Annotated in this window: 12 protein-coding genes; all 12 read left to right on the top strand. The window is 57.7% G+C overall.

Features of this window, described 5'->3' with window-relative positions; all coding sequences use genetic code 11:
* Positions 1-46: 46 nt before the first annotated feature.
* The 12 genes from ABD796_RS09795 (at position 47) to ABD796_RS09850 (ending at position 12,928) form a co-directional block, all read left to right on the top strand.
* Positions 47-1,207, top strand: a complete 1,161-nt coding sequence (locus ABD796_RS09795) for an ROK family transcriptional regulator (RefSeq protein WP_344906619.1) — start codon at positions 47-49, stop codon at positions 1,205-1,207.
* A 51-nt stretch (positions 1,208-1,258) separates the two neighbouring features.
* On the top strand, positions 1,259-2,263 hold the full coding sequence (locus ABD796_RS09800; RefSeq protein ID WP_344906622.1) for an asparaginase: 1,005 nt from the start codon (positions 1,259-1,261) through the stop codon (positions 2,261-2,263).
* An 80-nt stretch (positions 2,264-2,343) separates the two neighbouring features.
* Entirely contained in the window at positions 2,344-3,948 is a 1,605-nt protein-coding gene (locus ABD796_RS09805; RefSeq protein ID WP_344906625.1) for a glutathione ABC transporter substrate-binding protein, read from the top strand.
* A gap of 94 nt (positions 3,949-4,042) precedes the next feature.
* Positions 4,043-4,969, top strand: coding sequence for an ABC transporter permease subunit (locus ABD796_RS09810; protein WP_344906628.1), 927 nt, complete (start codon positions 4,043-4,045; stop codon positions 4,967-4,969).
* Between the two features lie 10 nt (positions 4,970-4,979).
* Positions 4,980-5,888 carry an ABC transporter permease gene (locus ABD796_RS09815; protein ID WP_344906631.1) on the top strand — a complete coding sequence of 303 codons (909 nt, stop codon included), beginning with the start codon at positions 4,980-4,982 and terminating at the stop codon, positions 5,886-5,888.
* Positions 5,889-5,901: 13 nt separating this feature from the next.
* Positions 5,902-6,894: an ABC transporter ATP-binding protein gene (locus ABD796_RS09820; protein ID WP_344906634.1), complete on the top strand. Its 993-nt coding sequence runs from the start codon at positions 5,902-5,904 to the stop codon at positions 6,892-6,894.
* The gene (locus ABD796_RS09825) at positions 6,891-7,883 is read left to right on the top strand and encodes an ABC transporter ATP-binding protein (protein ID WP_344906639.1); all 993 of its coding nucleotides are present in this window, start codon (positions 6,891-6,893) and stop codon (positions 7,881-7,883) included. Before ABD796_RS09820 ends, ABD796_RS09825 begins: the two co-directional genes overlap by 4 nt.
* Before the next feature lie 75 nt (positions 7,884-7,958).
* On the top strand, positions 7,959-9,437 hold the full coding sequence (locus ABD796_RS09830; protein ID WP_344906644.1) for a M17 family metallopeptidase: 1,479 nt from the start codon (positions 7,959-7,961) through the stop codon (positions 9,435-9,437).
* Positions 9,434-10,123 (top strand): copper homeostasis protein CutC, encoded by a 690-nt coding sequence (locus tag ABD796_RS09835; RefSeq protein WP_344906651.1) that lies wholly within the window; start codon positions 9,434-9,436, stop codon positions 10,121-10,123. Before ABD796_RS09830 ends, ABD796_RS09835 begins: the two co-directional genes overlap by 4 nt.
* Positions 10,124-10,161: 38 nt before the next feature.
* Entirely contained in the window at positions 10,162-11,109 is a 948-nt protein-coding gene (locus ABD796_RS09840) for an ROK family protein (RefSeq protein ID WP_344906654.1), read from the top strand.
* Positions 11,110-11,290: 181 nt separating this feature from the next.
* Positions 11,291-11,941, top strand: coding sequence for an SGNH/GDSL hydrolase family protein (locus ABD796_RS09845; protein ID WP_344906657.1), 651 nt, complete (start codon positions 11,291-11,293; stop codon positions 11,939-11,941).
* Positions 11,942-11,968: 27 nt separating this feature from the next.
* Positions 11,969-12,928: a metallophosphoesterase family protein gene (locus tag ABD796_RS09850; RefSeq protein WP_344906660.1), complete on the top strand. Its 960-nt coding sequence runs from the start codon at positions 11,969-11,971 to the stop codon at positions 12,926-12,928.
* The last annotated feature ends 58 nt before the right edge of the window (positions 12,929-12,986 follow it).

Genomic DNA, 12,986 nt, shown 5'->3' on the forward strand with positions numbered 1-12,986 from the left:
TTCCGCTTTAATTACTTCACTGATGAAAAAAATGGGGAGATGGACAGTGAAAAAGCACGATCAAGATTTTATGAAACGGCAAAACCGGCTCACGGTGTTTGAAATTATTAAAAATCAGCAGCCGATCTCCCGTGCCTCCATCGCCAAGCAAACCGGAATGAGTCCCACGACGATAAGCCGCATTGTCGGCGAGCTGACCGAGGAAGGGTATTTGCTCGAGACCGAGCAAGTATCGCCCGGCGGCTTGGGCCGAAAGTCGACGCTGCTGGCCATGGTAGACGCGGCAGTGCTATCGGTAGGCGTCGAGTTGGATTGGCATCGGATTCATATCGGCATAGTGGATTTACAAGGAAATGTTATAGCCGACGGCCGGTACCCCCGATCTGCGAATGAAAGCGCGGATGCCACGATCGAACGGATCGGCGCCGAGATCGATCGGTTAACGAAGGCGAACGATATCGACTGCGCCCGCTTGATCGGCATCGGCGTCGGTCTTCCCGGTATCGTGGACAACGCCAAGGGAGTCGTTGTCTTCTCTGTCCAGCTTGGCTGGAAAAACGTTCGGTTAGCCGAACGGTTGAAGGAGATTACGGGCTACGATGTGGCCGTTGACAACGAGCTCAAGGTGAAAGCGCTTGCCGAGCATTTGAAGGGCGCCGCCATCGGCTCCAATCGCACGGCGTTGCTCGGCTTCGGCAATGGAGTCGGTTCCGCGCTTATCGTCGAAGGGGAAATTTATCGAGGCAAGACGAACAGCGCCGGGGAAATCGGGCATACGACGATCGATCCGAACGGCATGTTGTGCGACTGCGGGAAGGCGGGCTGCCTGCAGACGTATATCAACATCAACTCGCTGCTGTCGGAAGCGAACAAGTTGCATCCGGTCCGTTCGATCGAAGAGCTGTTCGAAGCGAGACGGGCGGGAGAGCGGTGGGCCATGTATTTGATCGACCGCGCGCTTATGTATATGGCGATTACGATTAACAATATCGTGTGCATGTATAACCCCGACAGCGTTATTTTGAGCGGAGAGCTTGCGGATAAGTTTCCGGAAATAGTAGACGAAGTGGTCGACCTTTGTTATTCCCGGTTCGCCTGGGAGCCATTGCGGGAATCGTTCCAAATCGTTCGTTCGGAGCTGCATGAACAAGCCGTTACGATCGGCTCGGGATTGATGTCGCAAAACCGTTTTTTTTCTTTGGAATAGCGGCTTGGAACCGTAAAACGGCTTATTACAGTCCATATGGGGGGAAGCAAGATGGGATTTGTACCATTGGTTGAGGAATACCGCGGAGGCGTACTGGAGAACGTACATTACGGAGCGGTCAGCATCGTGGATGAGAAAGGCCGTGTCTTGTATGCGTCGGGAGACCCGCAGCATCTAACCTTTCTCCGCTCTGCGGCCAAGCCGTTCCAGGCGATTCCGGCGATGAAAAGGCGCATTGACGAGATTTACGGACTTGACGGCCATGAAGCCGCACTGTTCGCCGCGTCCCATCGCGGGGAAGCTTTTCACATCGAGGCGCTGGAATCGATGCTGCGCAAAACCGGCATTGCGGAGGAAAGCCTCCATTGCTGCGCGACTTATCCGCTCAATGAAGACGCCAAGGCGGAGCGCCATCGGGCGCACGAAGCGAAGCGAAAAATTTTCCACAACTGCTCGGGCAAGCATATCGGCCTCATCGCGCTGAGCAAGCATATGGGCTGGGACGAGCGCACGTATTATAGCCCCGATCATCCCGTTCAGCGGGAAATCGTGCAAACGCTCGCTTCCATCGCGGAAGTTCCGGAAGCTTCGATTCCCCAAGGCGTTGACGGCTGCGGCTTGCCGATTTTCGCGCTGCCTTTGCATAGCATCGCTTATTCCTTTTTGAAGCTCGCCTGTCCCGACCTCATCGGCGATGCGGACACCCGGGAGGCAGCAGCCCGAATGGCCCGCTTGATGAACGAAAACCCGGATATGATAGCGGATACGCGTTTCGTTTGCTCGGCGCTGCTCAAAGACTCTAACCTGTCCGCAAAGGGCGGCGCGAAGGGCGTATACGGCATCGGGCTGAGAAAAGAAAGAATCGGTATATCGTTGAAAGTATCCGACGGAGCCGAGCATGTATGGCCGTGCATCATCGCATCCATCCTGGAGCGGATCGAATACGGCAATCGGGAGACGATAGAGCGGCTGTACGCGCTTGTGCCGAACGTCATCGCCAATGACGGGGGCACGGAAGTGGGAGAACGCCGTGCGGTGTTTGAACTGAAGGCTTAAACGGGAGAATAAACTCCAATCCTATATATGGCGGGATGGGGCATTCTAATATAAAAATACCACCTAGGGGAGTGAAACAAATGAAGGGTAAAGGAAAAGTAGGGTCGATGCTGATGCTGCTGCTGATCATGGCGGTCGTAGCTGCGGGCTGTGGAGGCAATACCGGCAAAAACAACGCAGATGCCGGCACAGGGAAGAGCGAGGGAACCAAAACGGTATCGAAAAACAATAAAGACATCGTCATCGCGGTCAACGCGAACTTTATTACACTCGACCCGCACAATGCAGGCGACACCAATTCGATTTCCGGGGCAAGAGCGATGTACGAGGGCTTGATGGGCTTCGACGAAAATATGAATGTCGTGCCGGTGCTGGCCGCTTCCCACAAAATTAGCGAAGACGGACTGGTATACACCTTCGCATTGAAAGAAAACATCAAATTCCACGACGGCACCGATTTCAACGCGGAAGCGGTCAAATTGAATCTCGATCGCATCCGCGACGAGAAGAACAACCTGAGACTGCGCAAGAGCTTCGCCAAAGTAGCCAACGTAGCGGCTCCCGACGCGAAAACCGTAGTCGTCACGCTGACCGAGCCGTATAACGCGTTCCTGAACAAAATGGCCATGGCTCTGATGATCAGCCCGAAAACGTTGAAAGAGCCAGGCGACGTTATTGCCAAAAACCCTGTAGGAACAGGCGCATTTAAATTTAAAGAGTGGGTACAAGGCGACCGTCTCGTCGTCGTGAAGAATGCCGATTACTGGCAAAAAGATTTGCCGAAGGTAGACAGCGTTACGTTCAAGCCGGTTCCGGAAAACGGTTCCCGGATCGCGATGCTGAAAACGGGCGAAGCGGACTTCATCTACCCGATGCCGACCGAGCAAGTAACCGAAGTGCAAAATCAAAAGGACATCGTCGTCGACAAAATCGATTCTACGATCGTTCGTTACGTCACGCTGAACACGATGAAAAAGCCGTTCGACGACTTGAAGGTCCGTCAAGCGATCAACTATGCGATCAACAAGGAAGCTTACACGAAAGTCGTCAAATCCGGTTTCGGCTCCAAGCTGGATTCCACGATGTCTTCCAAGACGCAGCACTATTCCAAGCAAACCGGGTACGACTACGACGTGGAAAAAGCGAAAAAGCTGCTTGCGGAAGCGGGCTATGCGGATGGGTTCGCCGCTGAAATCTGGGGCGAGAACGATTCCGAAACGATGAAAGGCATGCAGTTCATTCAACAGCAGCTCGCTCTCGTCGGGATCAAGCTGGAAGTGAAATCGATGGAAGCCGGCACGCTGTCGCAGCAAATCAACTCGGCCAAAACGCCGCAAGAAGCGAAAGTGCAAATGTGGTACGTAAGCTGGTCGCCGTCGTCCGGCGATGCGGACGGAGCAACGAGAGGGTTGTTCAGCAGCGAAATGTTCCCTCCGGCGGGCTCGAACACCGCTTATTACAAAAACGAAAACGTCGACAAATGGATCGCCGATGCGAACAAAGCGACCGATCCGGCGAAAGCAAAAACGATTTACGCCGATATCCAAAAAACGATCTGGAACGACGCGCCTTGGGCGTTCATGGGCGTCGACCAAGTCATCTCCGGCAAACGGGTTTACATCGACGGCGTCAAAACGTTGCCGGACGGCTCCATCAGCGTTCGCAATGCGGAAGTGAAGCAATAACCATTCGATTCCAAAAGGATACGGGGGCGTTTCGGGCGCATTGCTGAGAAGCGCCCCCTGTCATTTCCTTTTTCAATGAAAGGGGGCTAGCGAGGTGGGAAGGTATGCTTTACAAAGGCTGCTTGGCGTCATTCCGCTGCTGTTTATCGTATCGGTGCTCGTCTTTCTGTTCATTCACTTGATTCCCGGCGACCCGGCCCGGCTCGTTGCCGGCAAGGACGCCACGCTTGAGGAGATTAACGGCATCCGCGAACAGCTCGGTCTCAATTTGCCGTTGTGGCAGCAATATATCAACTATATGGGCAAGCTTCTGCAAGGCGATTTGGGTACTTCGCTGCGCTCGGGCGTGCCGGTGTCCGACATGCTGGCGAGCCGATTCGCGCCGACGATCATCCTGACGTTCACGAGTCTCGGCTGGGCGCTTGTCATCGGGCTGGTGATCGGCACGATCTCTGCGGTAAACCGCAACCGGTGGCCGGATTATGCGGGGATGCTGACCGCGATATCCGGTATTTCCGTTCCCGGCTTTTGGCTGGGTCTCGTCTTGATTCAAATTTTCTCGGTTCAGCTCGGTTGGTTTCCTACCGGCGGGATTGACTCGTGGAAATCTTACGTGCTTCCGTCCATTACTCTCGGAGCGGGCATCATGTCCATGCTGGCACGGTACTCCAGATCTTCGATGCTGGAAACGATGCGCGAAGATTACATCCGGACCGGACGGGCAAAGGGACTCAGAGAATTTGTCGTTGTCGGCCGGCATGCGCTGCGCAATTCGCTCATTCAGGTCGTAACCGTCGCGGGCTTGCAGTTCGGTTTCCTGCTTGGCGGCTCCGTTATGGTGGAGACCGTATTCAGTATTCCGGGATTGGGCAGACTGCTGGTCGATTCTATCGCATTCCGCGATTATACGGTCATTCAGGCATTGCTGCTGCTGTTCGCCACTCAATTCATACTCATTAACTTGATCGTCGATATGCTGTACGGTGTACTCAATCCGAAAATCCGCTATGCGTCGAACTAGGAGGGATAAGATGAAGGACAATCCGACGATAGTAGAGACGGGTTCCGAGCCACGGGAGACACTTGCATCTGATAAAAAGAAAAGCGCCGCGGCCGTCTTTTTCGCTAAATTTTGCAAACAAAAATTGTCTCTGGTGGCCGCGATTTTCATTCTGTTGCTGTTCGTACTCGCCCTTTTTGGTCCGTACTTGACGCCGTATGACGCGAACCAGCCGGATTACGACGCGTTAATGTCCCCTCCGTCAGCGTCGCACTGGGCAGGAACGGACGAATACGGCCGGGATATATTAAGCCGCATTATTGACGGAACCCGCTTGACGTTAGCGGTCAGCTTGAGCGCGGTATTTATCGCAGCCGTGCTGGGCACGATTTTGGGCATATACAGCGGTTATTACGGCGGCTGGCTCGACCGGCTTATTATGCGAAGCAGCGACGTGCTGTTCTCGTTCCCGGATCTGCTGTTGGCGATCGGGATCGTCGCCATTCTCGGGCCCGGCTTATCCAACGTGGTTATCGCGGTTGCCGTATTCGGCACGCCGTCTTTCGCAAGAATTATTCGCAGCGTGACGCTGTCGGCCAAAGAGACGTTGTTCGTAGAAGCGGCCCGATCCATGGGCGCCAAAAACGAGCGCATTATGTGGAAGCATATTTTCCCGGAAACGGTGGCAAGTGTAATCGTAAACGTAACGATGAAAATCGGCAGCGCGATATTGGCCGCAGCCTCGCTCAGCTTTCTCGGCATGGGCGCCAAGCCGACGGAGCCTGACTGGGGAGCCATGCTGAGCATGGGGCGCGATTATTTGAGCATTGCTCCGCATATCGTATACATTCCCGGAGCGGCGATATTTTTGACCGTACTTGCTTTTAACCTGGTGGGGGACGGGCTGCGCGACGCTCTCGATCCCAAGACGAAAAACTAAAGGGGGCCAGACCGTGACGCCCAAATTGCTTGAAGTACAAGGATTGAAAACGGAGTTCCGACGCGATGGCGGCAGCGTAATGGCGGTGTCCGGCGTTGACTTTCATATAAATAAAGGCGAGGTGCTGGGCCTCGTCGGCGAGTCCGGCTGCGGCAAAAGCGTGACCTCCCTGTCGATTATGCGTCTGCTCAAAGATACGCCGGGACGAATCGCCGCAGGCTCCGTCCGTTTCGAAGGCACGGACTTGACCAAGCTGGGGGAAAAGGAAATGCGGCGTTACCGGGGGAACGAGCTGGCGATGATTTTCCAGGAGCCGATGACCTCGCTTAACCCGGTGCTGCGCATCGGCCGGCAGCTGGAGGAGCCGATTATGCTCCATCTCGGATACGGGCGGAAGCGCGCGCGGGAGCACGCCATTCATACGCTTAGGCTCGTAGGCATTCCGCGGGCCGAGGAATTGGTGGACGACTACCCGCACCAGTTGTCCGGAGGCATGAGACAGCGCGTGATGATCGCCATGGCAATGTCGTGCAGCCCGAAGCTGCTCATTGCCGACGAGCCGACGACGGCGCTCGACGTGACGATTCAAGCGCAAATTTTGGACTTGATGAAACGGCTGAAACAAGAGCAGGAGATGGGCATGCTGCTCATCACGCACGATCTCGGCGTCGTGGCCGAAATGTGCGACCGGGTTGTCGTCATGTACGCCGGGCGCGTGGTCGAGGAAGCTTCGGTGCAAGACTTGTTCGAGCGGCCTCAGCACCCATACACGAAAGGGCTGATCCAATCGGTGCCGAAGCTTCGTCAGAAGGTTCGCCGGCTGGAGTCCATTCGCGGCAACGTGCCGGATTTGAGCGCCATGCCGCAAGGCTGCAAGTTTGCGCCGCGCTGCCCGCATGTCATGGAGCGGTGTTTGTCACAGGAGCCGGAGCTGCTGCAGGTCGAAGACGGCGAGCGCAAAAGCCGCTGCTGGCTGACGCAGCCGAATGGAGGTGAGAGCGCATGAAGGAGACTCCGCTCGTTGAAGTAAAGGGATTGCAAAAATCGTTCAGCATCAAAAAGGGCTGGTTCGGCGCCAACAAATATTTGCGCGCGGTCGACGGCATTTCATTCGCCATCAACAAGGGGGAAACGTTCAGCCTTGTCGGCGAAAGCGGCTGCGGCAAGTCTACCACCGGACGGCTCGTTACGAGACTGCTCAAGCCTAACGGCGGAGAAGTATGGTTTGACGGACAAAATATCGGCGCTCTCAGCGACAATCAGATGCGTCCGGTTCGCAAGCATATGCAGATGGTGTTTCAGGACCCTTACGCTTCATTGAATCCCCGGATGAAAGTAAAGGATCTGGTGGCCGAGCCGCTGCTCATTCATACGAAGCTCAGTCCGCAGGAGCGGGATAAGCTGGCGCGGGAGCTGCTGGAGACGGTAGGGTTGAGCAGCTTTCACGCGGAACGTTACGCCCACGAGTTTAGCGGAGGGCAGCGTCAGCGGATCGGCATCGCGCGCGCGTTGTCCGTGCGCCCGAGCTTGATCGTCGCGGACGAGCCGGTATCGGCGCTGGACGTTTCGATTCAGTCCCAGGTGCTGAACCTGCTGCAGGATTTGCAGGAGGAGTATGGCCTTACCTATTTGTTTATCTCTCATGACTTGAGCGTCGTCGAGCATATCAGCGACCGGATCGGGGTCATGTACCTCGGTACGCTCGTGGAAACGGCGGACAAGGATACGCTCTACGATCGGCCGCTGCACCCTTATACGCAGGCGTTGCTGTCGTCCGTCCCCGTTCCCGATCCGAATCAGAAGAAGGAACGGATTATATTGAAGGGCGATTTGCCGAGCCCGGTAGATCCCCCGACCGGCTGCCGCTTTCATACCCGCTGCCCGGCCTGCATGGAAGTATGCAAGCTTAAGGAGCCGGTATTCCGGGAAGTGGAGCCGGGGCACCAGGTAGCCTGTCATTTGTATGACGAAGAGATCATGAAAAACGAAAAGTAGAAGAGAAGGCCGGATCACGGCATTTCCGAAGCGCTCCGTCCGGAGCCTCATCACAAGGTTGAAGAAGGGATCGCCATGTCTATTACCATCGACAAGTCCGATGTAACGGATGTTTATATGTACCCGGCTTATACCGGCGAATCGTTTCCGTATTCGCTGGCGGACAGCCGCAAGCGGCCGGGCGTCGCGACCTGGCTTTACGCCCGCTCGGAGGGCGAGCGGGACGCGTTCGCCGTTGGCATGGGCGCGCGCGGGAGCGTGACGCTGGAGCAGGTGCGCCGGTCCGGGGGAACAGGGGCCCGCGCTATGCTGCAGGAAGGGCGGAGCGGGGCAACGCTTGCGAGACGCCATGATGCGGCGGCGGGCGACGAGAGTAAGCAGGCTGCGGCGGAGTGGCTGCAAGCTTGGATCGAGGGCTGGCTGCTCGGCTTGTACCGATTCGACAAGTACCGGAGCGCAACGAAGCTTATCGGCGAAGCCGGCTTGAACCTTCGCTCGGAAGACTGGAGCGAGCTGTCGCAGAGCGAGCTGGACGCGGTCATCGAGACGGCCCGGCATCGGGCGGCGGGGACGAATTTGACGCGGGACTGGGTCAATGAGACGCCGGATGCGCTGAACCCGGATACGTTCGTACAGTGGACGTCGGAGCGGTTCAAGGATACCCCGGTCACGATCCGCGTCTATCGCGGACAAGAGCTGATCGACCGCGGCATGAACGGGCTGATTGCGGTCGGGGCCGGCAGCAAGCACGCTCCGGCGCTGATCGAGCTCCGGTACGAGGCAAACTCCGACGCGCCTTTGCTCGCGCTGGTCGGCAAAGCCGTTACGTTCGACATGGGCGGCATGAACGCCAAAACAGGCAGAGATATTAGCGATGCCCGGATGGATATGGGCGGTGCGGCCGCCGTTATCGGTGCGATGGATATACTGGTCCGGCAGCGGGCCAAGGCTCGCGTGACGGCGCTGATTGCCGTGGCGGATAATTTGCCGGATGCCCGCGCCACACTCCCTTCGTCCGTTATCCGTTATCCGAACGGTTTGACCGTTCACATTGCGAATACGGACGGGGAAGGGCGTCTCATCCTTGCCGACGCGCTCATCCACGCCGCCAAGCTTGGCGCGGCGCAAGCGATCGACATCGCTACGCTGACCGGCAACGTCGGCGACGCGCTTGGACTCGGAATCGCCGGCATATGGGGCGATGCGGACATAAGCCGCAGTCTCGTCGAGATCGGGGAGCGCAATGGAGAGAGGCTGTGGCCGATGCCTCTCATGGATGAATACGAAGCGGAGCTCCGCAGCCCTTATGCGGATATGCGCAACGTCGGCACTTCTACGCTCGCGGGCGCGATTGTAGCGGCTTTATTCATCCGCCGTTTCGTCGCCGAATCGATGGGCTGGGTGCATATCGATATGGCCGGTACGGTGCAGTACAAGCAGGATGCCGGCTATGCGGAAACCGGTGCGACCGGCTACGGAGCAAGACTGCTTGCTGATTATGCCATGCAGTACGCCCGGAGCGGTAAAGAGGGCGAGCGGGAGGATTCGTTATGATGTTGGAAGTCATCGCCACGTGTATCGACGATGCGCTGACAGCCGAGGCGAACGGCGCCGATCGGCTGGAGCTGATTACGGCGATCACCGAAGGCGGTTTAACGCCGGGCATCGGCTTGGTGCGGCAGGCGGTTCGGTCGGTGCAAATACCGGTTCATGTCATGGTCCGGCCGCACAGCCGCTCTTTTGTATACGACAAGCGTGATCTGGAGACGATGGCGGCCGAGATCGAGGCGATTGCCGACGCGGGGGCGGCCGGCATCGTCGTCGGCGCGCTGACGGGCGAAGGCCGAATCGACGAGGCTGTCCTAGATGCCCTGCTGCCTAAGGCGCAAGGGCTGCAAGTGACGTTTCACCGGGCTTTCGACGAGCTGGAAGACCAGTTGGAAGGACTGCAAACGCTGCTGCGTTACCCGCAAGTGACCCGTGTGCTGACGTCGGGCGGGCCAAAGCCGGCTCCCCAGGCGATTCCGGCCATTCGCAGGCTGGTCGAAGCCGCAAACGGCAGCTCGCTGCGTATTTTGGCCGGCAACGGCCTGACTCCCGAAGCCGTCGTGTCTTTCATCCAACAGACTGGCGTGACCGAGGTGCATTTCGGTTCGGCGGTCCGTCACGGCCGATCCGGTCTGTCTCCGATCGACCCCGTACAGCTGCGGGCATTATCCGACAGCCTTCTTGCGATCTAAGTACGGCTGATCATAGATTTGAAAAAAGGTGAATGGCGTTGCAAAATAGAGAAAACTACGTGGTAGGAATCGATCTTGGAGGAACCAAAATAGCCGCCGCCCTGTTCGATTCGAAGGGCGACATACTGGACCGCGCACGTATGGACACCGCCGATGCGCGTACGGCTCAAGAAGTGGTGCAGCGCATGGTGGACATGATTCATACCGTTGCGCAGGGCTATCCGTTATCGGGAGTAGGACTGGCGTCTCCCGGAGCGGTCAACAGCAAGGACGGCATCGTGCTTCACGGCACGAACCTTCCGGAGTGGGAAAACGTCCCTTTGAAGAAGTGGATGGGAGAGGCGCTCGGCGTCGACGTGCAGGTCGTTAACGATGCCAATGCGGCGGCTTGGGGCGAGTATGTCCGAGGAGCGGGCAAAGGCGCGGAGAATATGGTTTACGTTACGTTCAGCACCGGGATCGGAGCGGGCATCGTACTCGACAGCAAGCTGCTTCTGGGCACGTCTTCGTTTGCCGGGGAGCTCGGCCATGCCATCATCGATCCGAATGGACCGGCATGCATATGCGGCAACAGCGGCTGCTGGGAGATGTTCGCCTCCGGCACGGCCATTCGCGACACCGCGATGAAGCTAATGCAGACCAGGCCGTCCCTCATTGCAAGCTTGGCGGAATCCGGCAACGAAGCGGTGTCCGCGAAGCATGTGTTCGAGGCGCATAAGCAGAACGATCCGGTTGCCGTCGAAGTGATCGGCCGGGCGATCCGCTACATGGCGCTTGGCCTTGCCAACGCGGTCCATACGTTCAATCCGGACCGCATCGTCATCGGCGGCGGCGTGAGCAAGGCGGGCGATCAGCTGTTCCCGTCTTTAATCGCTCAGACGGAGCGGTTTGTCATGAAGCCTTACCGGGGCACCTATGAAATCGTGCCGGCCGGCTTGAAAGACGATGTAGGCTTGATTGGTGCAGCCGCTCTGTTTCAAAACTAAACGATGGAATGATAGCTATGCGAGACAGTTTGTTCTCCTTCGACAAGGCGGTCGGTCGCGGCCGCGGTTTGCCGGAGGGGAACGGGCTGTTTCTATTTTTTTGGAAAAAGGCATGTCCACTCCGGCACGGTTCCCTTATAATGGGTTGTGAACGCTACCATATTCACGGAGGGGAACCATTTTGTTACTTGAAGCGAAAAGCCGGCTGGTCATGATAGGAGACTCGATTACCGATTGCGGACGGGCGAGACCGATCGGGGAAGGCAGGGGAGAAGCGCTTGGCAAAGGCTACGTGGCGCTTGTCGACGCCCTGCTCGGCACGATGTACGCGTCGCGCGAAATCCGCGTCACCAACGTCGGCAGCAGCGGCAATACGGTCCGGTCGCTCCAGCAGCGCTGGCAGACCGACGTGATCGATCTGAAGCCGGACTGGCTGTCGATCATGATCGGCATCAACGACGTATGGCGGCAGTTCGACATGCCGGCGCAGCCCGAGATTCATGTGCGGATCGACGAATACGAAGCGACTCTGCGCGAGCTGGTCGCGAAATCGAAGCCGCTCGTCAAAGGGCTCGTCCTGATGACCCCGTTCTATATCGAGCCGAATCCGCAAGATCCGATGCGGGCGGAGATGGACCGCTACGGGCGGGTGGTGGAAAAGCTGGCAGTCGAATTCGGCGCCATTTTTATCGATACGCAGAAGGCGTTCGAGGAAGTGCTTCCACATTATTACCCGGCGACTTTGGCTTGGGACCGCGTCCATCCGAATATGACCGGGCATATGGTGCTGGCCCGGGCCTTTTTGAACGGCATCGGCTTTAGCTGGAACTGACGAATCGACACACAGGGAGGGACGGGCATGAGCGGCAAGAAGCAGTTGACATTTCGCCGGGACGGCACCTTTACGATCGCCCAATTTACCGATGTGCATTGGATGAACGGCAACGAACAGGATGCCCGCTCGCGCGATTTGATGGAACGGATCATCCGGGAGGAACGTCCCGATCTGATCGTCTATACCGGTGATGTAATCTATACCGGAGCGGTCCGCGAAGGGGAGCAGCCGTGCGTCGATGCCGAGGGCGCGTTCCGCGACGCGGTCGCCTGTGCGGAGGAAGCCGGCATTCCGTGGGCGGTCGTGTTCGGCAACCACGATACCGAAAATTTGATTACGCGCGAGGAACTGGGCTTGGTGGTCGAGTCATGCGCGCATGCGGTATCGGGCAGAGGGCCGGAAAGCGTGCCGGGCACCGGCAATTTCACGCTCGTTCTGGAAGACCGCTCCGGAGCGCCGGCGGCGGCGCTGTTCGGCTTCGACTCCGGGGCGTACTCGGACAATGAACGCGTGCCGGGCTACGATTGGATCAAGCGCGGGCAGATCGACTGGTATGTGGCCGAGTCCGGCCGGCTCGCCGCTGCGAACGGCGGGGAACGGCTGCCGGCGCTGGCCTTTTTCCATATTCCGCTGCCCGAATACCGCCAAGCCTGGGATACGGTTACGTGCTACGGAGAGAAGCATGAGGACGTCTGCTGCTCGCAGCTGAACGGCGGCTTATTCGCCGCGATGGTGGAGACGGGCGACGTGATGGGCACCTTTTGTGGCCATGACCATATCAACGACTTCTGGGGAGAGCTGCACGGCATCCGGCTTTGCTACGGCCGGGCAAGCGGCTACCACACCTACGGGCGCGAGGGGTTCGTCCGCGGCGCCCGAATGATCCGGCTGCGCGAAGGAGAGCGCGGCTTCGATACGTGGCTTCGTCTGCATGACGGAACCGTCGCAGCTTCGCAGCCGGAACATGTCCCGGACCCGCGATAAAGCGCAAAAATTGTTGAATATATCGTGCATTCCGCAAAAAATGAACAGAAACAGGACG

Origin of the sequence: Paenibacillus hodogayensis (genome assembly GCF_039536325.1) — a bacterium.
Lineage (GTDB): Bacteria > Bacillota > Bacilli > Paenibacillales > NBRC-103111 > Paenibacillus_AB > Paenibacillus_AB hodogayensis.